The sequence below is a fragment of the Pseudomonas sp. PAMC25584 genome (genome assembly GCF_058135675.1).
Genome location: NZ_CM176870.1, coordinates 2,819,204 through 2,838,701 on the forward strand (window position 1 = coordinate 2,819,204; position 19,498 = coordinate 2,838,701).

Sequence of the window (19,498 nt, forward strand, 5' to 3'; positions counted from 1 at the left end):
CGCTATCAAAAACAACAACAAGGAGACTGCCATGAACGCTATCAGCCTGGAACACACTGAACGGGTGTGGTTGAACGCTTACTTGCCCGGCGTCCCGGCGGACATCGATGCCGCTATCGAGGACTACCCGTCGCTGCGCGAGGTGTTCCTGGAGCACCTGGAAAAATTCCGCGAGCGGGTCGCCTACGTCAGCATCGGCACTGAAATGACCTACGCCGACTGGCAGGTGCAAGGTGTCGCGTTTGCCGCCTGGCTGCAGGGCCAGGGCGTGAAGACGGGCGACCGCGTGGCGCTGATGATGCCCAACTGCTTGCAGTACCCGATCTGCCTGCTGGGCACGATCCTGGCCGGTGCGGTGGTGGTCAACGTCAACCCGCTGTACACCGCCCATGAGCTCAAGCATTTGCTCAAGGACAGCGGCGCCGAGACCGTGGTGATCTTCGAGAACTTCGCGCACACCCTGGAAAAAGTCATCCCCGGCAGCAGCGTCAAGCGCGTGGTGGTGGCGGCCATCGGCGACTTGCTCGGCACCTTCAAGGGCGCGGCGATGAACTTCATCCTGCGCCGCGTGCAGAAGCAGGTGCCCAGGTTCAACCTGCGCGGGTCGGTGCGGTTCAATCAGGCGCTGAAACAAGGACGGGCACTGAACCATTTTCCGGTGGACATGCACCTCGACGACCTGGCCTTCCTGCAATACACCGGCGGCACCACGGGTGACGCCAAGGGCGTGATGCTCAGCCATCGCAATATCATCGCCAACCTGCTGCAGGCCAAGGCCTGGGTCGGCAACCAATTGGACCAGGATCAGCAGGAAACCAACGTCACCTTGCTGCCGCTGTATCACATCTTTTCCCTGACGGTGAACTGCCTGATGTTCATGTGCCTGGGCGGGCGCAACATCCTGATCGCCAACCCGCGGGACGTGAAACGCGTGCAGATGATCCTGCGCAAGGAGCGCTTTAACGGGATTGCCGGGGTCAACACGCTGTTTAACGGCCTGCTGGAGAACCAGGAGTTTTGTGCGCGGGACTTTTCCGCCCTGCGCATGGTGATCGCCGGCGGCATGGCCACGCACACGGCGGTGGCCAAGCGCTGGAAGGCAGTCACCGGGCTGCCGATCATCGAAGGCTACGGGCTGACCGAATGCTCGCCGGTGGTGAGCATCAGCCCCATCGATATTTCACGCATGCGCGAGATGGAATTCACCGGCAGCATCGGCGTGCCCTTGCCATCGACCTGGGTGCGTTTTATGCGGGAAGACGGCCAGTTGGCCGCGCTTGGCGAGCAGGGCGAACTGCAAGTGCGCGGCCCGCAGGTGATGCAAGGCTACTGGAAGCGGCCCAAGGAAACCGCCGAGGTGCTGGATGCCGAGGGCTGGCTGTCGACCGGTGATATTGGGGTGATGGATGCGCGCGGCTATATCCGCCTGGTCGACCGCAAGAAGGACCTGATCCTGGTCTCGGGCTTCAATGTGTACCCCAATGAAATCGAAGACGTGGTGGCGCTGCATCCGGGCGTCGCTGAAGTGGCGGCGATCGGGGTGGAAGATGGCGTGACCGGCGAGCGGGTGAAGATCATCGTGGTGCGCAAGGACCCGAACCTGACGCAGGAGCAGCTCCTCGCCCATTGCCGGGAATACCTGACGGGGTACAAGGTGCCCAAGTTTGTGGAGTTTCGCAGTACAGAGCTGCCCAAGACCACGGTGGGCAAGGTGCTGCGCCGCGCGCTGCGCTAATTTGAATCTGTAGGTGATCTAAATGTGGGAGGGGGCAAGCCCCCTCCCACATTTTCAGACCGCGTTGATGTTGACCCAGCGTTGTTCCCGAGCCGCCACCCGAATCGCCGTCGCCAGCCGCTCCACCGCCCACGCCGCCTCGAAGTCGCTGCCGTCCGCACCTTGGCCGGTCACGGCCATGATCAACTCCTGCACTTCCAGCGTCTTCAATTCGTTGTAGCCCAACTGATGACCGGCGGCCGGGCTGAATGCCGCGTAGCCGGGCAGGGCGGGGCCGGCCAGCAAGCGTTGGAAACCGTCCTGGCCCTTGCGGCACAGGCGCAGTTCATTCAAACGCTCCTGATCGAAGGCCAACGTGCCTTGAGTCCCGCTGATCTCAAAACCCAGGTGGTTCTTGTAGCCGTGCTTGAGCCAACTGCTGCTCACCGTGCCGCGCGCGCCGTTGGCGAAGCGCAACAGGGCGTGCACCTGGTCATCCACGGCGATGGATTTGAGTGTGTCGCCGCCTTTGACTGCGGGGCGCAGGGCATGCACGGTCTGCGTATCGGCACACACGCTGACCACATCGCCCACCAGATAGCGTGCCATCGACAGCAAGTGACTGCCCAGGTCCGCCAGGGCGCCTCCGGCGTGTTCCACTTCACAGCGCCACGACCAGGGTGAGGCCGGGTCGGCCATGAAGTCTTCGCTGAACTCGCCCTGGAAACTGATGATTTCGCCCAGTTCGCCGTTGGCGATGATCTGCTTTGCCCACCCGATCATCGGGTTGTGCTGGTAGTTGTAGCCGACTCGCGTCACCACACCCGCCGCACTGGCCGCACGGCGCATCGCGTCGGCCTGCTCCAGGCTGACGGCCAGGGGTTTTTCGCAGTACACCGCCTTGCCGGCAGCGATCGCGGCCATGGCCATGGGGTAGTGCAAATGGTTCGGCGTGGTGATCGCCACCACATCGACCGTGGGGTCGTTGACCAGTGCGTGCCAGTCGCCATGGGCCTGGGCAAACCCCCAGGCGTTGGCGCAGCGCTGGGCGCGTTCGGTGTCGGCATCGGCCAGGGCGGCCAGTTTGAGGCTGACCGGCAGTTCAAATACCGTGCGGGCGTTATTGAACGCCAAGGCATGGGCACGGCCCATGAAGCCAGTGCCGATCAGGCCGATTCCGAGTTCGCGCATCGCCGTGGTCCTTTGGATTATTGTTTTCAGGGAGGCTATTAATGGAATATAAATTCAAATAATTCAAGATGTGGAAAAAATAATTCATTCCTGCGCCCGCATCATTGCGGTTGATGTGGTTACATTCAGCGCATGGCCAAAAGCCGCCAGTTAACAAAAGATAACGTAGCGTCGATTGTCAGACGATTCGAAACCCCGATAGGATGGCCCCTGCTTCCTCTAGGCGCTCTAGATTGCAGGTTTCAGAGCCCGGGAAGGTAAGACGACCTAACAATAATAAATGGGAGAAAGGTCTATGAGTGAGCCTGTCATGGGTTGGGTTGTTTGCCGCCCACGCGCCGCACGCAGGGTTGCGTTGCTGGCCACAGCGCTCTCGCTGTTTGCAGGTGCCGCGTTGCCGGCACTCGTGCTGGCAGCCAGCGATACCCCCTTACAGCCGGTGTTGGCGATTGAATCCCCCAAGGCTGCCAAAGGCCTGATGATCGACGTAGTCCACGCAGGCTCGCGTCTGGTGGCGGTCGGTGATCGCGGGCATATCCTCTATTCCGATGACCAGGGCAGCACCTGGACCCAAGCCAAAGTCCCCACCCGCCAGTTGCTCACGGCGGTGTTTTTTGTCGATGACCAGCAAGGTTGGGCCGTCGGCCACGATGCGCAGATCCTGGCCAGCACCGACGGCGGCGCCACTTGGACCCAGCAATACCAGGACCTCAAGCGCGAAGCGCCGTTGCTCGACGTGTGGTTCAACGACGCCCACCACGGCCTCGCCGTCGGCGCCTACGGGGCGCTGATCGAAACCACCGACGGCGGTAAAACCTGGGAGGACGTCAGCGACCGCCTCGACAACGAAGACCAGTTCCACCTCAACGCCATCGCCTCTATCAAGGACGCCGGCCTGTTTATCGTCGGCGAGCAGGGCAGCATGTTCCGCTCCAGCGACGACGGCCAGACCTGGGAAAAACTCGAAGGCCCCTACAAGGGCTCGCTGTTCGGCGTGATCGCCACCGCCCAACCGCACACCCTGTTGGCCTACGGCTTGCGCGGCAACCTCTACCGCTCCACGGATTTCGGCAGCACCTGGGAGCAGGTCGAACTGAAGGCGGCGCGCGGCGCCCTGGAGTTCGGCTTGTCCGGGGCGACCTTGCTCGCTGACGGCGCGCTGGTGGTGGTTGGCAACGGCGGCAGCGTGGTGGTCAGCCATGACGACGGCCAGACCTTCAGCGTGTTCAATCGCCCGGACCGTATTTCACTCTCGGCGGTGACGGCGTCGGGCAATGGCAACTTGGTTCTGGTCGGGCAGGGTGGTGTTCGTGTTGCTACGCCAACCGGCGCCGAACCCACAAAACAATAAGAAGGCGGGGAAAGAATGAGCAGTCATCACAACGATAAAGCGACCTTTCTTGAGCGCCTGATCTTCAACAACCGCCCGGCAGTGATCGTCATCTGCCTGCTGGTGAGCATTTTCCTGTTCTGGCAGGCGACGTTGATTCGCCCATCCACCAGCTTTGAAAAGATGATCCCGCTCAAGCACCCCTTCATCGAGAAGATGATGGAGCACCGCAACGACCTGGCCAACCTGGGCAACACGGTACGTATTTCGGTGGAGGCCAAGGACGGTGACATCTTCACCAAGGACTACATGGAGACCCTGCGGCAGATCAACGACGAGGTGTTCTACATCTCCGGCGTCGACCGTTCGGGCCTCAAGTCGCTGTGGAGCCCCAGCGTGCGCTGGACCGAAGTGACCGAAGAAGGTTTTGCCGGCGGTGAAGTGATCCCGCAGAGCTACAACGGTTCGCCGCAAAGCCTCGATCAGTTGCGCAACAACGTGCTCAAGTCCGGCCAGGTCGGGCGGCTGGTGTCCAACGACTTCAAGTCGAGCATCGTCGACATCCCGCTGCTGGAGTCCTACCCGGACCCGCAGGACCAGGGCAAGTTGCTGGCGCTGGACTACCGGAAGTTCTCCCATGAATTGGAGGACAAGATCCGCACCAAATTCGAAGCGCAGAACCCCAACGTCAAGATCCACATCGTCGGTTTCGCCAAGAAGGTCGGCGACCTGATCGACGGGCTGGTGATGGTCGTGCTGTTCTTCGGCATTGCCTTCGTCATCACCCTGGTTCTATTGCTGTGGTTCACCAACTGCTTGCGCAGCACCGTCGCGGTGTTGAGCACCACGTTGGTGGCCGTGGTCTGGCAACTGGGTTTGATGCACTTCTTCGGCTTTGGGCTCGACCCGTATTCGATGCTGGTGCCGTTCCTGATCTTTGCCATCGGTATTTCCCACGGTGTGCAGAAGATCAACGGTATTGCCCTGCAATCGAGCGACGCGGACAACGCGCTGACGGCCGCACGGCGTACCTTCCGCCAACTGTTCCTGCCGGGGATGATCGCGATTCTGGCGGATGCGGTGGGTTTCATTACGCTGTTGATCATCGACATCGGCGTGATCCGGGAACTGGCCATCGGCGCGTCCATCGGCGTGGCGGTGATCGTGTTTACCAACCTGATCCTGCTGCCGGTGGCGATTTCCTATGCCGGTATCAGCAAGCGCGCCATCGCCAGGAGCAAGAAAGACGCGAATCGCGAACACCCGTTCTGGCGCCTGCTGTCGAATTTCGCCAGCCCGAAAGTCGCGCCGATTTCCGTCGCCCTGGCGCTGGTCGCGTTTGGCGGCGGCCTCTGGTACAGCCAGAACCTCAAGATCGGCGACTTGGATCAAGGCGCGCCAGAGCTGCGCCCGGATTCGCGCTACAACAAGGACAACAACTTCATCATCAGCAATTACTCCACCAGTTCCGACGTGCTGGTGGTGATGGTCAAGACCAAGGCCGAAGGCTGTTCGCGCTATGAAGCCATGGCGCCCATCGACCAGTTGATGTGGAAGATGCAGAACACCGAGGGTGTGCAGTCGGCGATCTCACTGGTGACCGTGTCCAAGCAGATGATCAAGGGCATGAACGAGGGCAACCTGAAATGGGAAACCCTGTCGCGCAACCCGGACGTGTTGAACAACTCCATCGCCCGCGCCGATGGCCTGTACAACAACAACTGTTCGCTGGCGCCGGTGCTGGTGTTCCTCAACGACCACAAGGCCGAAACCCTCGACCGCGCCGTGCATGCGGTGCAGGATTTCGCCAAGGAAAACAACAAGGACGGCCTGGAATTTATCCTGGCCGCCGGTAACGCCGGGATCGAGGCGGCCACCAACGAGGTGATCAAGGCGTCGGAGCTGACCATCCTGGCCCTGGTGTACCTGTGCGTGGCGACCATGTGCATGATCACCTTCCGCTCCTGGGCGGCGACCCTGTGCATCGTGCTGCCGCTGGTACTGACGTCGGTGCTGGGCAACGCGCTGATGGCGTTCATGGGCATTGGCGTGAAGGTCGCGACCTTGCCGGTGGTCGCCCTGGGCGTGGGGATCGGCGTGGACTACGGCATTTACATCTACAGCCGTCTGGAAAGTTTCCTGCGCGCCGGTTTGCCGCTGCAAGAGGCGTACTACCAGACGCTCAAATCCACGGGTAAAGCCGTGCTGTTTACCGGGTTGTGCCTGGCGATTGGCGTGTGTACCTGGATCTTCTCGGCGATCAAGTTCCAGGCCGACATGGGCCTGATGCTGACCTTCATGCTGCTGTGGAACATGTTTGGTGCGCTGTGGCTGCTGCCGGCGCTGGCAAGGTTCCTGATCAAACCGGAGAAATTGGCCGGGCAGAAAGGCAATTCGCTATTCGCCCATTGAGTGCGTTGGTGGGGGCGGTTTCGCCCTCACCGTCAATGTCACACCGCGCTCACTGGCTTGCGCGCGGTGCTGGCGCGATCGCCAGGAACAACTGGTCCACGGGCGGCGTGATCAACACGTAAACAATCCGCCTGATCGGCTCGGCGCCCGGCTCCTCAGGGCTACGCAAGCTGGCCTGGACGTGTTGCTTGAGCAAATCCTTCTGCGTGTATTTACGCTGCTCCGCCAGTTTCAGGTGGGCGCGGGTATAGCGCGCGGGCGGGGCGTCGGCGCTGGCGTAATGGAAGTGCGCATACCACAGCACCACCGGCGGTTTTTTCGCTTTGTCGTACACCGCGTACTCGGTGAAGAAGTCGCCACTGAGGGTCGGCCGTTGCGGGTCGGCCAGGCTGGTCAGGTTGATATCGATCTGCTGGTGTTGCCACAGGTAATCGAGGCCCTCCTGGGTCGGCCATTGACGCTTGTAGCCCTCGCTGCACACCCGTTGCGCCAGCCGAGCCATGTCGCGGGCCTGGGCCTGGTATTCATCGATCAGGTCCTGGGCCGAGGGTTTATCGAGGTGGTCGCGTTTGATTTCATCGGCGAGTGCGCAGAGCTTGTTCGCGTGCCCGGTGAGCAGCTCGTCCCAGTCGCCAGGGTTGACCTGTTGGCGGGTGAGGGGCGAATCAAGTTTTTGCTGGTCGCAGGTTATGACGCGTTCAATGCCACTGCGTTGCTCGATCAGCGTCTGGGCCAGGCCTTTGAGCGTCGCCAGCGTGCGGCCTCGCGGGGCTGGCATGGGGGCTTGGGCGGGCTGCTCGGCGGTCGTCGCCCAGCCGTCTGCGTGCGGGTTGAATGAGGCAACGGCTTCACCGGTCAGCGTATCGGTGAGGGTGAAGTGCTCCTCGGTGTGCTGCGCATCGGCCGGTTTGAGTTCGCCGATCAAATAGTCTTTTTTACGGGTTTTGAACACGCGTTTTGTCGGCGCCTTGGGCCGCAGGGTTTTCGACAGCGGTAGCACCACCTCCAGCTCTTCCTGCTTGCGCACCACCGCTTCCAGCTCGCTTTGCGCCAGCGCCTGGGCGTATTCGAGGCCCGCCAGCAGGCGCTCGGCCTGCGGACGCAGGCGGCTCGGGTTGAGCGCCTTGAGTGCGCGGATCGCCTCTTCATAACGGCGGTACTTTTTCAGCACGGTCTCGTACACATCCCGTTGTTCGGCAAGGGTGTACTCGGTGCTGCTGCGCACCTCGACGTGAGACAGCAGCACTTCGCTCAGGTCGGTTTGCTCAAGGCGCTTGACGTATAGCTCTTCCTGCGGCGGCAGGCGCACGTCGGTCATCTCAACGCTGCTGGCCGCCAGGTAATCCAGGGCGTTGAGCCGCAGGTTGTCGGGGAAAAAATGCTGCGGGTACACGATCTGTGCCAGCAGTTCTTGGCGTATCGTGCGCCCCGCCAGTGAATCGCTTTCCAGCTGTTCCAGGGTGGTCTCCATGGCGCTGGAGACCTCGGCCATGTGCTGGCGAATGTTCGCGGATTCGATGGCGTTGCGCACATATTCGTCGTAGACGGTCGAGTCGCCGAGCAAGTTATTCACGAACATCCGACGCGCCATCGATGCCATGGGTTCGCCTGCGCCGGAAAAGCGCACAGCGTTCAACCGCGCCACGAGCATCTCTTGGATAAACAGTTGTTGATCCCAAATCGTCTTGAGGATTTTCGCGCGGTCATGCACATGCATACCGGCGCCGCCGACCTTTTCCAGCTCCACGCCCAACTGGACCATTTCCAGGCGCGGGGTCAGTGATTGCGCGAACAGCATTTCCAGGTTCTCCAGCAGCACCTGAAACTCGGTCCGTAGTGTCTGGTGCTTGAGTGCTTCCTTCAGATGCCGTGCTTGGAGGGCGGGTCTTTGCTGGTCTGTCGCTTTTTGCAGCAGGTTCCACACCAACTGCGCGGTTTTGCGTTGCGTGCGCAAGGCTTCCAGGGCCGGTGATATCTGCGTCGCGGATGCCTGGAACGGCGCCATCAGGTGCTGCATGTCTTCGCCGAGTGCCTGCACGCGTGCGAGTACCTCGGCTTTCCTGCGCTGGTTTTCCTCGCGCAAGGCCGCCAATCGCTTGGGCCCGCCGCCTAGCAGTTTGAAGCCACGGTCCAGCGACCAATGGCCGTTGCCGTCAGTTCTTAGCTGAATGCCGGGATGCTCGGTTTTTTCTGGATGAATGATGAACACGTCACCAAAGCCCGGGACAATGCTGACCCGGAATAACAGCCCCGCCACCGAGGCATGCCACCGGCCGTTGATGCGGTACAAACCTTGGTGAGGCCCGATGCTGATCTGGGCGGGAGCGGGGACGGGCCACGGCACGTTGACGGCGCGCAGTTTCTCCAGCAGCGCGGCGCAGGCCGTGTCGCCGGCCAACGAATGGTCGAAGTCCAACAGAGTACGGCCACCGCCGGGTGGTTCGGAGGGCAGGCCGATGCTGCCGTGTTCCACCACCGCTGGATGGCTGATGGGCTGGCCGGGTGGCGGGCGTCTGAAGGGCGCGCGAGTCAGGGCCTGTTCTTCGAGCGGCGGGGTGTCGGTGTGCGCGGTAAGTGCGCCTTGATGCACCAGCAGCATGCCGATATTGAGCAGTAGATCGACCCACGCCAGCTCCTTTGCCCTAGGGTCATGGCTTTCCAGCGCGGGCAGGTCCTGGGTGAGGCTTTGCGTCGCCTGGATCAGCCAGCCAATCGACGCCAACGGCCCGCGCACGGCCATCAACAAGGTGTTGAAGCCCAGCTGCATGCCTTCCAGGATCAACGCCCAGCGGCTCTGTGTAGTCGACGTCGACTCGCGCTCGGCCTGGTCCAGCAACTGGCGGGTTTCGCAGCCAAACAGATACTCCATCAGGCTGCCCTGGTGGAGTGCTTGCAGGATTTCGTCGCTGCTCGGGTCGCCGGCTTTCGCCAATGCTGCGGGTTTGGGCACCTCGGGCAGCCGGTCGAACTCCGAGCCTATACCGATACGCACGGCGTGCGGCTGGGTAAAACCCCCGTTGCTGTAGATCGCCCTGGCCGGGGCCGCCAACCAGGTCAGCACGCTCTGCTGTAGCGCGCCGGGTTGCACAATGGCCGCCAGCAGATGCGCGCGGCTGGCGAACTCGAGCAGCGCTTCGCGATAGGCCGGACGGTACAGCAGGTGCGGCCCCCGTTGGGTGTCGAGCGGTTCGATGATGAACATGTTGTGCACCACGTCCGCCGTGGCAGCGGGAGTGCGCAGAAAGGCCAGGGTGCGGATGACAATCTCGTCGCCATCGACCCGGCGCGCCAGCGGGTTGGGGGCGATCAGCGCACGCACACAGCGCACGCCGCGCGTGGTCAGGCCCGCTTCGCCTTTGATCGCGTGCTCCAGCGCTTGAATTTTCAGGTGAACGGGCCGCTGTTGCGCGAACAGCCGCTGGCGTTTGCGCGCCGCGTCGGTGTCGCTCATCAGTTCCTGGCGCAGGTAGGCGGGGTAGTTCTGACCAATGTCGACACGTTCGACCAGTTGCCGGATGTAGTCAGGCGTTAACCACGCTTCGAGCGCACGGCCGGTGCGATGGCTGAGCGTCATGCGGCCTTTGGGGCTTCCCGACAGGTTCTTCAGCACCAGATCCACCAGGCTCATGGTGACCGGCTCAATGTAACCGCCCTCGAGGCTGCCCACCGCGACATGAAAGGTCAGGGTCAAATCGTCTGCCCGGTAACCGGCAGCGCGTGCCGCGTCGTTGCAGGTGCGCTGACCACCCAGGGCGACGGAGCGGTCTAGGCACAGCTGATGGTTCAAGTGTTCGGTGGCGTAGCTGCGCAGGGTTTCCAGGCCATCGAAGTCTGAGTCACTGAGGGTCTGGCGCTTGATCCCGGCCTGTTCAAGCAGGCATTCGCGGTAGGCCAGGCGGTCGGCGGCGCTGGCGCGTTGCAGCCAGTCGGGAAGGCTGGCCTGGATGGCTGACAGGGTCGCCAGCGCGGTGACGGATGCGCTGGCAAATACACGCGCCGGCTGGGTGGCCACGGCAAACTGCTGCGCCAATGCCTGCACCGTGGTGTGGGCCGGGAGTTGAATGGCGGCCAGGTCCTCCAGTTGCTGGTTGAGGATCAGCGCGGCCTGCACCTCGAAAATATTGCCGTCGGGTTCGTACTGCTGCCAGGTGATGCTGTCGGCACGGTAACGCTGTTGCAGGTGCTCGCCCCAGGCCTGGCCGAACGTATCCAGATCGGGGTAGGACTCAATTTCACCGGACAGGCGACACAGCAACACCTGCTCGCGGCACACCACCAGCAGCGCGCTCGCCTGCAGGGTGAGCAGGCTGCCGGCCCGCGTCAGATGGGTTTCCAGGGTATACGCATGAATCGCGTCGTCGGGGGCCGGGCGGCGTGCGCGGGTTGCGCGGTCGGGGTAGCGAGCCAGTGTGCCGAGGATGTTCAGTGGGCGGGCGGCGACACCGGGCTGGCGCGTGGCGCAGTCAAGCAGCGCGCCTTGCAGCACGTCGGCCAGCCACTGCCAGCGACTGCCGCCGGCGCCACTGTCCTGGCCCCAATAGGCGGCCAAGGCTTCTTGAAAACCGATAAACAGAATCGACGGCAGCTCTCGAATCATGGCTTCGATGACCAGCAGGTCATAGGCGCGAGAGCCATTGGCCGGATAGCTGAGCCGGGTGCCGTTGGGGGTGCTCAAGTAGCTGTCGAGGCCTTGGCGCGTCGACACATCGGGAAAGCTGCCGTCGGCAAGGTGGTTCAGTGCGACGTCCAATAACGGCAGCAAGGCCCGACCGCCACCGTCGCGGGGCACGGCCAGGCGAAGGTCTGCGAGGGGATGGGTCAGCGGCGGGTATTTTTCCGTCAGGTTGCGGGCCAGCATCTGCGCGGTGACTGAGCGCAGTGTCGGACGATTGAAAAACTGAGCTTCAACCGCTTGTCGGGTCGGGTGGGCGGCGAGGGGGGCATTCCGGTCTGGCATGGGTATTCCTTTACGTTGAATAAAGACGCGCCCTTGCACGGTAATCCGCAGTGTTGTGCCGATGCGGTAGCCGGTTATGGTTTTAGGCCCCGGCGCCAAAGTGGCCTATCATTAGCCCTTTGAACCTGATGAAAGACTGTGATGACTACTACTTTGACGGCCGTCCTTGCCACCAGCGACATGCTTGAAATCGACGGGCTGCACGCCTTCGACTTCACCCTGGATAATGAACAGCTGCTGATCATCGCCATGGATGGCCGTGTGCAAAAACGTTGGAGTTTCAGCCTGGAACAGCTGCAGGCGGCGGTCTTCGATGAGACCTTGCAAAGCTGGACGCTGACCGGTGATGTGGGCGAGCACCGCCTGGTCTGCATGAGTGCCGTCACCGGCAATAACCATGATGAGGATGAAGCGGATGCTGATGCGTAAGTTCTGGCCCTTGTTGATGGCGGGCAGCGTCGGGGCGATGTCGGTGCAGGCGGCACCGGCCGACACCTATGAACTGTTGGTCGGCAGCTACACCGCGGGCAGCAGCGAAGGGATCTATCGTCTGCAATTCGACAGCCGCACCGGGCAGTTCCAGGGCAAGCCGGTATTGGCGGCGAAAGCGGCCAACCCGTCCTGGCTGACGGTCTCCAAAGACCAGCAGCATCTGTTTGTGGTGAATGAAAACGGCCCCGGCCAACAGGACGCGGTCGGTCGCGTCAGCAGCTACCGCATCGACCCGCAGAACCATCAGCTCACGCTGATCAACCAGGTACAAAGCCTGGGCAGCGAGCCGACGCATTCCAGCGTGGCCGCCGATGGCCGCTACCTGTTCGTCGCCAATTACTCGGTGCTCGAAGAGCCGGGCGGTAGCCTGGCGATTCTGCCGCTGGACGCCCAAGGTAAGTTGTCGGCGCCGGTGCAGTTGAGCGGGCACCCGGCGAGCCGGGTCAACCCGGAGCGCCAGGCGTCCAACCATGTGCATTCGGTGGTGCCGTCGCCGGATGGCAAGTACGTGTTTGTGCAGGACCTCGGCGCGGACAAGGTGTTTGCCTACCACTACGACCCCAAGGCCAACCCGGAACGGCCTCTGACCCCGGCCAACCCGGCGTCGGTGCCCTTGCCACCGGGCAGCGGTCCACGTCATTTGTTGTTCAGCGCCGACGGTAAACACGCGTGGCTGACCACCGAGATGAGCGCCCAGGTCGCGGTGTTCGATTACCACGACGGCCAGCTCAAGCAAACCCAATTGGTGGACTTCGCCGCCGGGCAACCGGTGGCCGACAAGGCCGGCGCGGCGTTGCACGCCTCCAGCGATGGCAAGTTCCTGTATGTGAGCAATCGCGGCACGGCCAATCAGTTGCTGGTGTTCAGCATCGACCCGGCCACCGCACACCTCAAGGAACTGCAGCGCCGTTCCGTGGAAGGCGACCACCCGCGCGAGTTCAGCCTGGACCCGAGCGGCAAGTTCCTGCTGATCGCCAACCAGAAAAGCAATGAAATCGTGGTGGTCGAACGCGACCCCAAAACCGGCCTGCTCGGTAAAACCGTGCAAAAACTGCCGATCGATGCGCCCAGCGACCTCAAGTTCCTGCTGCGTCAATAAGCCACAGGCCCCGCGCAGCGGGGCCTGATCCTCTTTATTAATTCGATTGATAACAGCTACTGTTTCAAAGCATTTCTAAGGCCCAACCCTCGGGCGTAAGTTGAGTTCCAAGGCCTCCACGGCCACTCAACCAAACGAACACAAGGGTTACCGACATGAACTTCAATCTCTTCTCGATCATCGCCGCTTCTGCTGTTTCCGCCACTGTTGCGTTGCCGGCTGCCGCCAGCGTGAACGTCATCGGCAAACAATCCAGCACCAGCGCCTACACCCAGAAATACCTGCAACAGAGTGCCAACTTCTACGCAGCACTGGATCACAAAACCCAGTACTGAGCGACATGTGGGAGCAGGCGTGCTCCCACACTCGTTTAGACCGATTCAGGTTTTTGCCATCACCGCGATAAACAGCGGCGACTCCAGAAACCATTGCAACCACGCCTGCACCCGCCGGTATGACGTGCGCGCAAACCACGCCCGATCGACATGCGCAAACTGCCGCACAAACGGCGCCACGGCCATATCCGCAAGGCTCGGGTGATCGGCCAGCACATACGCGCGGTCTGTCAGCAAGCCCTCCAGCTTCTGCAAAAACACCTCACCTTCGGCTCGATAATGTTCCATCGGCTGCTCCGGGTAGCGTTCGGCATACTTGTATCGATTCAGGTGATGTTTGAAGCCCTGGTCATTCTCGGCAATCAGCGCCAGTACCGCCGGATCACCCTGGAGCAACCAGTCTTGCGGGTCGTTTTGCGCCAAGGCCCAGCGCATGATGTCCAGGCTTTCGTCGATCACCCGGCCGTCGACGCTCAACACCGGCACCGTGCCTTTGGGCGACAGCGCGAGCATCTCGGCCGGCTTGGCCTTGAGGCTGACTTCGACAATCCGCACCGGCACGCCGCAATAGCGCAAAGCCAGGCGGGCGCGCATCGCATAGGGGCAACGGCGAAACGAGTACAGCAGCGCCTCGCTCACTTCACCTCCACGGTGCTCAAACCATTGCCCTGGCGCTTGACCTGGATCTGTACCGGGATGCGCTCGTGCATTTCCTGTACGTGGGAAATCACCGCCACCTTGCGGCCTTGGGCTTGCAGGCCATCCAGTGCGTCCATGGCCAACTGCAGGGATTCCGGGTCGAGGCTGCCGAAACCTTCGTCGATAAACAGCGACTCGATCTTCAAGGTGCTCGACGCCATCGATGCCAGGCCCAGCGCCAGCGCCAGGGAGACGAGGAACGTCTCGCCGCCGGACAATGAATGCACCGAGCGCAGTTCGTCGCCCATTTCCGTGTCCATCACCAGCAGGCCGAGCATGCTGCCGCCACGTTTGAGGCGGTAGCGGCGCACCAGTTGGCGCAATTGCACGTTGGCGTGGTGCACCAGCAAATCGAGGTTGTAGGCCTGGGCGATCTTGCGGAACGTGTCGCCGGTGGCCGAGCCGATCAGCGCGTTGAGGCGCGCCCAGCGTTGCCATTCGTCATAGGCCTTGGCGATCTGTTCGTCCAGGGCGTGGTTGGCGTCCTGGCGGCGCTGGTCTTCGGATTGCCGCGCGCGCAGTTCGGCGCAGTGTTTTTCGCCGTCGGCCAGTTGCTGGTTGAGCGCCGCCAGGCTGCTGTCCAACTGTTCTGCTTGCAGGTTGCCGTTGTGCAGCGCCTGGTGCTCGGCCAGGCGTTGTTCGCGCTCCTGCAGCAGCACACTGGCTTGCTCGACGGCTTTTTCGCTGCTGTGTAGCTGCTGGCGCAGTGCGCTGGCGTGGGCGTCGTCGAAGGCCAGCAGGCGCTTGAGCCCGGCGTCGTCCAGTTCGGGGTGCAGGGCGCGCCACTCGCGCAAGCGCGCCGCGAGCGCTTGCTGTTCGGCTTGCAGCGTGTGCTGACGGTCCTGCTGGGCCTTGAGGTCGGCGGCCAGTTGGATCAACGCGTTGCGGATGTCCTGCACCTGTTGGTTGGCGTCGGCTTCGCGTTGGCGTGACTGCGCCACCGCCTGTTCGAGTTGCTGTTGCCAGTCTTCGGCACGCGGGTGCTGACCGAGCAGGCCGCTGAGTTTTTCCTCGGCCGCGTGTTGCTGAGCGGCCAGTTCGCTGACCTGCTGGCGCAACGCGTCGAGCTGCTGCTGGCGATGCTGCTGATGGGTGTGTGCTTTCTCGATCGCCTGCTGACGCGCTTGTTGCTCGGCCAGTTCATCGCGCTGGTGGGCCAGCTCTTCGAGACGCTGGCTGACCTGTTGGTCCAAGAGCATGAAGGTCGCCGCCGGTTCGCTGCGCAGCCCTTCCAGGGTCTCGGACGGCAACAGGCTGGCGAAGGCCTGCAGTTCTTCGTCGAGGCGTTCGCGGTCGTTGGCCAGCTCGCGTTGCTGGTCGATCAGTAACTGTCGGGCTTGCTGGCCGGCGTCTTGGGCCGCTTGTAGCTGTTGCTGCAGGCGCCCGGCGTTTTGTTGCAGGTTGAGCAGCGCGCTTTGGCGTTGCTCGTCCTGGCTGATGTTTTGCGTCAGTTGACTAAGCTGCTGGGCCAGCCAGTCGCTGCGCCGGGCGGCGTCCTGATTGAACAACGAGGCCGACAGCGGGTGCGCGTCCAGGCTGGGCGCCAGGGCGTGCTGTTGCGTCGTCAGTTGCTCCTGTTGTTGCAGGAATTCCTTTTGCTGGGCGATCAAGCCGCCGACTTCGCCGCGCAGTTCGGTGAGTTTTTCCTTGAGGCTGTCGACGGCTTGCTGCGCCATGGCCTCTTCGTTTTCGTCGTGGCGACCGAGGCTGTGCAGCAACGCTTCGGGTTGGTGATACGGATGCTCATGGCTGCCGCACACCGGGCAGGGCTGACCATCCTGCAATTGCTCGCGCAACTCTTCGACGCTGGCACTGCGCGCCAGACGCTGGCGCTCCAGCAACTGCTTGGTCACCGTCAGGGTTTGTTCGGCGACCGTGAGTTCGGCTTTGGTGTGCAGGCCGGTCTGGTTCAACCGGTCGCGTTGTTGTTGGGCGTCTGACAGTTTCTGCGTCAATAAGGCCGCTTGCTCGTCCAGCTGTTGCTGGCTGTCCCACAGCCGGGTCAGGTCTTCAAAGGCGCGTTGCTGCTTGCGATTGTCTTGCAGCAGGCTGGCAAGCAACTGGATCTGTTCGGCGACGGCGTGAGGCTCGGCCCCGGCTTCCTGGTACAGCAGGTCGAGGGCGTCGCGTTGTTGGGCGAACTTCTCGGCGGCGGCGGTGGCGCGCTGTTCAAGCTGCGGCAGTTCGGCCTGGCCCTTGTTCAGGCGATTGCCGATCAGCATCAATTGTTGCAGGCGGTCGCGGTAGGCGTTCCAGGCCTCGCTCAACGGCGCGAGGGCGGCGCTGCGTTCCAGGCCGGTGGCCAGGCGTTGCAGGCGCTCGGCGACGTGGCTGTGCTTTTCCTGCAAGCCCTTGAGTAAGGCCTGACCTTCGGCGCAGGCCGTTTCGTGCTGTTGCTGGTCCTCGCTGCGCTTGGCCAGTTCCTTGGTCAAGTGGGCGAGGGTGTTCTGTTCCTCGAAGGCCTGGCGCAGCAAAGGCACGGCGTCGGCCTGATCTTTCAGGGCCGCTGCCAGCGCCGTTTGGGCGGATGCCTGCTGCTGTTGGGCGTGTTCCTGGCGCTCATGCAGATCGGTTTGCTGCTCGATATGCGCTTGAATGTGCGCCGCCAGCGGCGTAAGCACGGTGTCGAGTTCCGCCTGGCGTGCGAATTGATGGCGCTGCGGTGCCAACTGTTCCAGGCGGCTCAAGTCTTCGCGCTGTGGACCTTGGCTGTCCCAGTGTTGCTGGGCTTGCTGTAACTGTTCGACGGCGCTGAGCTTGCGCTCCTGCCATTCGCGCAGTTCCTTGAGCCAGGTGTGCTGCAGCTCCAGTTGCTTGAGCTGGGCTTGCTCGGTCTTGAGCTGTTGTTGCGCCTGGGCCAACTGTTGGTCCAGTTCGGCGCGGGCCTCCGGGGCCAGGGGCACCACGCCGGTGGCCTGGTCCTGCAGTTGTTTGTGGGCGTCCTTGGCGTCCTTGGCCTTGTCGAACGCGCGACGGCCGAGCAGGGTGTAGAGCGCGGTGTCGGTGAGCTTTTCGAGCAGTTCGCTGCGCTCGTTGTCGTTGGCCTTGAGGAAGGCGCTGAACTCGCTTTGCGCCAGCAACACAGCACGGGTGAACTGCTCGAAGTTCAGGCCCAGGGCCAATTCCAGTTGGGTCTTGTATTCGGTTTTCTGGCTCGCCAGCAGTTGGTCGCTGTCCAGGTCGATCAGGCTCTGCCGGCTGTTCTGCAACTTGCCGCTGGCTTTGTCGCGGGCGCGGTTGGCTTCCCAGCGCGCCCGGTAGCGGCGGCCGTTGACGCCGACAAAATCCACCTCGGCATAACCACCGCCGGTGCCGCGACGCAGCAGTGTGCGCGGGTCGCCGATGGAAATATCGCTGTCGGCGTCGGGCATCTTGGCCTGGCCGGTATCGCCCAGGCGCGGCACGGCACCAAACAGCGCCAGGCACAGCGCGTCGAGCAGGGTGCTTTTGCCCGCGCCGGTCGGCCCGGTAATCGCGAACAAACCGGCACTGGCCAGGGGCTCGGCGGTAAAGTCGATCTCAAACGGGCCGGCCAGGGAGGCGAGGTTTTTCAGGCGGATGGCGAGGATCTTCATGGCTGTTCGCCCTCCTGTTGCACTTCCTGGAGCAGCACCGCGAAATCCTTCAAGGTCTGTTCATCCACTTCACTGCCGTAGTTGTCCTGCCAGGCGCGGCTGAACAGCTCCTGAGGGGTTAGCTGGTCGAGTTCGATCAAGCGCTCGTCGTTCGAGTCGTCGCTGCCGCGTTTGCCGGCGTACTCGGCGGCGATGCGCACCAGGCGCACGGCTTTGCCTTGCAGGGCGGTTTCGATTTGCTGGCGCAGGTCGGGCTGCGGTTCGTCGAGGCGTACCCGCACTTCCAGCCAGGGCTGGCGCTGGGTTTCGGCGAGCAGGTCGATGTCGGGCAAGTCACCGAGCTGCTTGAGGATGTCGGCCAGGGGCGCGGCTTCCAGGCGTTGCAGGTTGACCGAACGAGGGATCAGGCGCGGTTCGACGTTGACCAGGGCTTCGCCGTCGAAGGTCACGTCGAGAATCTGGTGTTGGTAGCCGATTTCGGAAAACGACAACGGGATCGGCGAGCCGCTGTAGCGAATGCGTTCTTCGCCGTTGACCCGCTGCGGCTTGTGCAGATGGCCGAGGGCTACATAGCTGACGCTGGCATCGAACAGGCTGGCGGGCAGCGCTTCGGCATTGCCGATGATCAGGCTGCGCTCGGAGTCCTCCGACACCGAACCGCCGGCCATGTGCGCGTGGCTGATGGCAACCAGCGCCTGGCCCGGCTCGCGTTTGGCGTTGGCTGCGGCAATCAGCCATTCATGCACCTGGCCGATACCGCGCAGGTAATCGTCGCCCAACTGCGCGCCGGTGACTTCCGCCGGGCGCAGGAATGGCAGCGCCAGGCACCAGGCGGCGATCTTGCCGTCGGCGCCGGGCAGCGGGATCAGCAACCGCTCGGCGTCCAGTTGCCCGTCATCCAGCCACAACACCCGGCCCAAGGCGTGGGTACGCAAGCGGCGCATCAACGGTGCGGGCAATTCGATGCGCGAGCCGGAGTCGTGGTTGCCGGCGATCATCACAATCGTGAGAGCGGGGTTTTGTTCGTGGGCGCTGATGATGAAATCGTACAGGCGCTCCTGGGCTTTGAGCGGCGGGTTGACTGTGTCGAAGATATCGCCGGCGATCAACAGCACATCCGGCGTGTGCGCGCCGAGCTGGCGCAGCAGCCACTCGAGGAAACAGGCGTGTTCGAAGTCGCGTTCCTGGCCATGCAGGTTTTGCCCAAGGTGCCAGTCGGAGGTGTGAAACAGACGCAAGGCGAGCTCCGTGGAGAAGATGAAAAGGAGGGCAGTTTACCTGTATTGCGAGCGGGCTGCTCCAGACGACGCAGATCCAGTGTGGGAGGGGCTTGCCCCCGATGGCGGCATGTCAGCCGACATCTAATTGACTGATACACCGCCATCGGGGGCAAGCCCCCTCCCACAGGGGGGCGCGGTGTGCGTTATGTCTTGGCTGGCAGGCAATCCGGGGCGCGGTCAGGCAGGGTTCGGGCCATGCCGATCAGGCGACGCAGATCCATTGTGGGAGGGGGCTTGCCCCCGATGGCGGCGTGTCAGCCGACATCTAATTGACTGATACACCGCTATCGGGGGCAAGCCCCCTCCCACAGGGGGGCGCGGTGTGCGTTATGTCTTGGCTGGCAGGCAATCCGGGGCGCGGTCAGGCAGGGTTCGGGCCATGCCGATCAGGCGACGCAGATCCAGTGTGGGAGG

11 protein-coding genes are annotated in these 19,498 nt (G+C 62.7%); 6 read left to right on the plus strand and 5 right to left on the minus strand.

The genetic code is table 11. From position 1 onward, the window contains the following. Positions 1-31: 31 nt before the first annotated feature. Positions 32-1,735 (plus strand): AMP-binding protein, encoded by a 1,704-nt coding sequence (locus tag ACS5Q8_RS12995; RefSeq protein WP_247408137.1) that lies wholly within the window; start codon positions 32-34, stop codon positions 1,733-1,735. A gap of 54 nt (positions 1,736-1,789) precedes the next feature. Here the strand turns inward: ACS5Q8_RS12995 and ACS5Q8_RS13000 are convergent, their stop codons facing one another. Beyond that, a complete protein-coding gene (locus ACS5Q8_RS13000) occupies positions 1,790-2,905 on the minus strand; it encodes a Gfo/Idh/MocA family protein (protein ID WP_465160280.1) in 1,116 nt (371 codons plus the stop codon). Positions 2,906-3,215: 310 nt separating this feature from the next. Between ACS5Q8_RS13000 and ACS5Q8_RS13005 the strand changes: the two genes are divergently transcribed. Both ACS5Q8_RS13005 and ACS5Q8_RS13010 read left to right on the plus strand, forming a co-directional pair. Then, the gene (locus ACS5Q8_RS13005) at positions 3,216-4,256 is read left to right on the plus strand and encodes a WD40/YVTN/BNR-like repeat-containing protein (RefSeq protein ID WP_465160362.1); all 1,041 of its coding nucleotides are present in this window, start codon (positions 3,216-3,218) and stop codon (positions 4,254-4,256) included. A 15-nt stretch (positions 4,257-4,271) separates the two neighbouring features. After that, a complete protein-coding gene (locus tag ACS5Q8_RS13010; protein ID WP_276197837.1) occupies positions 4,272-6,647 on the plus strand; it encodes an efflux RND transporter permease subunit in 2,376 nt (791 codons plus the stop codon). Positions 6,648-6,696: 49 nt separating this feature from the next. On the opposite strand, the gene ACS5Q8_RS13015 is transcribed toward ACS5Q8_RS13010, so the two are convergent. Then, positions 6,697-11,604 (minus strand): dermonecrotic toxin domain-containing protein, encoded by a 4,908-nt coding sequence (locus tag ACS5Q8_RS13015; protein ID WP_465160281.1) that lies wholly within the window; start codon positions 11,602-11,604, stop codon positions 6,697-6,699. A 141-nt stretch (positions 11,605-11,745) separates the two neighbouring features. On the opposite strand from ACS5Q8_RS13015, the gene ACS5Q8_RS13020 reads away from it, so the two are divergent. The 3 genes from ACS5Q8_RS13020 (at position 11,746) to ACS5Q8_RS13030 (ending at position 13,530) form a co-directional block, all read left to right on the plus strand. After that, positions 11,746-12,033 (plus strand): DUF5629 family protein, encoded by a 288-nt coding sequence (locus ACS5Q8_RS13020; RefSeq protein WP_276197840.1) that lies wholly within the window; start codon positions 11,746-11,748, stop codon positions 12,031-12,033. Further along, on the plus strand, positions 12,020-13,195 hold the full coding sequence (locus tag ACS5Q8_RS13025; protein WP_426102062.1) for a lactonase family protein: 1,176 nt from the start codon (positions 12,020-12,022) through the stop codon (positions 13,193-13,195). Before ACS5Q8_RS13020 ends, ACS5Q8_RS13025 begins: the two co-directional genes overlap by 14 nt. 155 nt (positions 13,196-13,350) lie before the next feature. Then, a complete protein-coding gene (locus ACS5Q8_RS13030) occupies positions 13,351-13,530 on the plus strand; it encodes a hypothetical protein (protein ID WP_247407075.1) in 180 nt (59 codons plus the stop codon). A gap of 45 nt (positions 13,531-13,575) precedes the next feature. On the opposite strand, the gene ACS5Q8_RS13035 is transcribed toward ACS5Q8_RS13030, so the two are convergent. The 3 genes from ACS5Q8_RS13035 to ACS5Q8_RS13045 are packed head-to-tail and all read right to left on the minus strand — an operon-like array spanning position 13,576 to position 19,042. Continuing rightward, positions 13,576-14,169, minus strand: a complete 594-nt coding sequence (locus ACS5Q8_RS13035) for a glutathione S-transferase (RefSeq protein ID WP_276197842.1) — start codon at positions 14,167-14,169, stop codon at positions 13,576-13,578. Further along, a complete protein-coding gene (locus tag ACS5Q8_RS13040) occupies positions 14,166-17,804 on the minus strand; it encodes an AAA family ATPase (RefSeq protein ID WP_426102066.1) in 3,639 nt (1,212 codons plus the stop codon). The genes ACS5Q8_RS13035 and ACS5Q8_RS13040 overlap by 4 nt, the downstream gene beginning before the upstream one ends. Next, positions 17,801-19,042, minus strand: a complete 1,242-nt coding sequence (locus tag ACS5Q8_RS13045) for an exonuclease SbcCD subunit D C-terminal domain-containing protein (protein ID WP_443698357.1) — start codon at positions 19,040-19,042, stop codon at positions 17,801-17,803. The genes ACS5Q8_RS13040 and ACS5Q8_RS13045 overlap by 4 nt, the downstream gene beginning before the upstream one ends. Between the last annotated feature and the right edge of the window lie 456 nt (positions 19,043-19,498).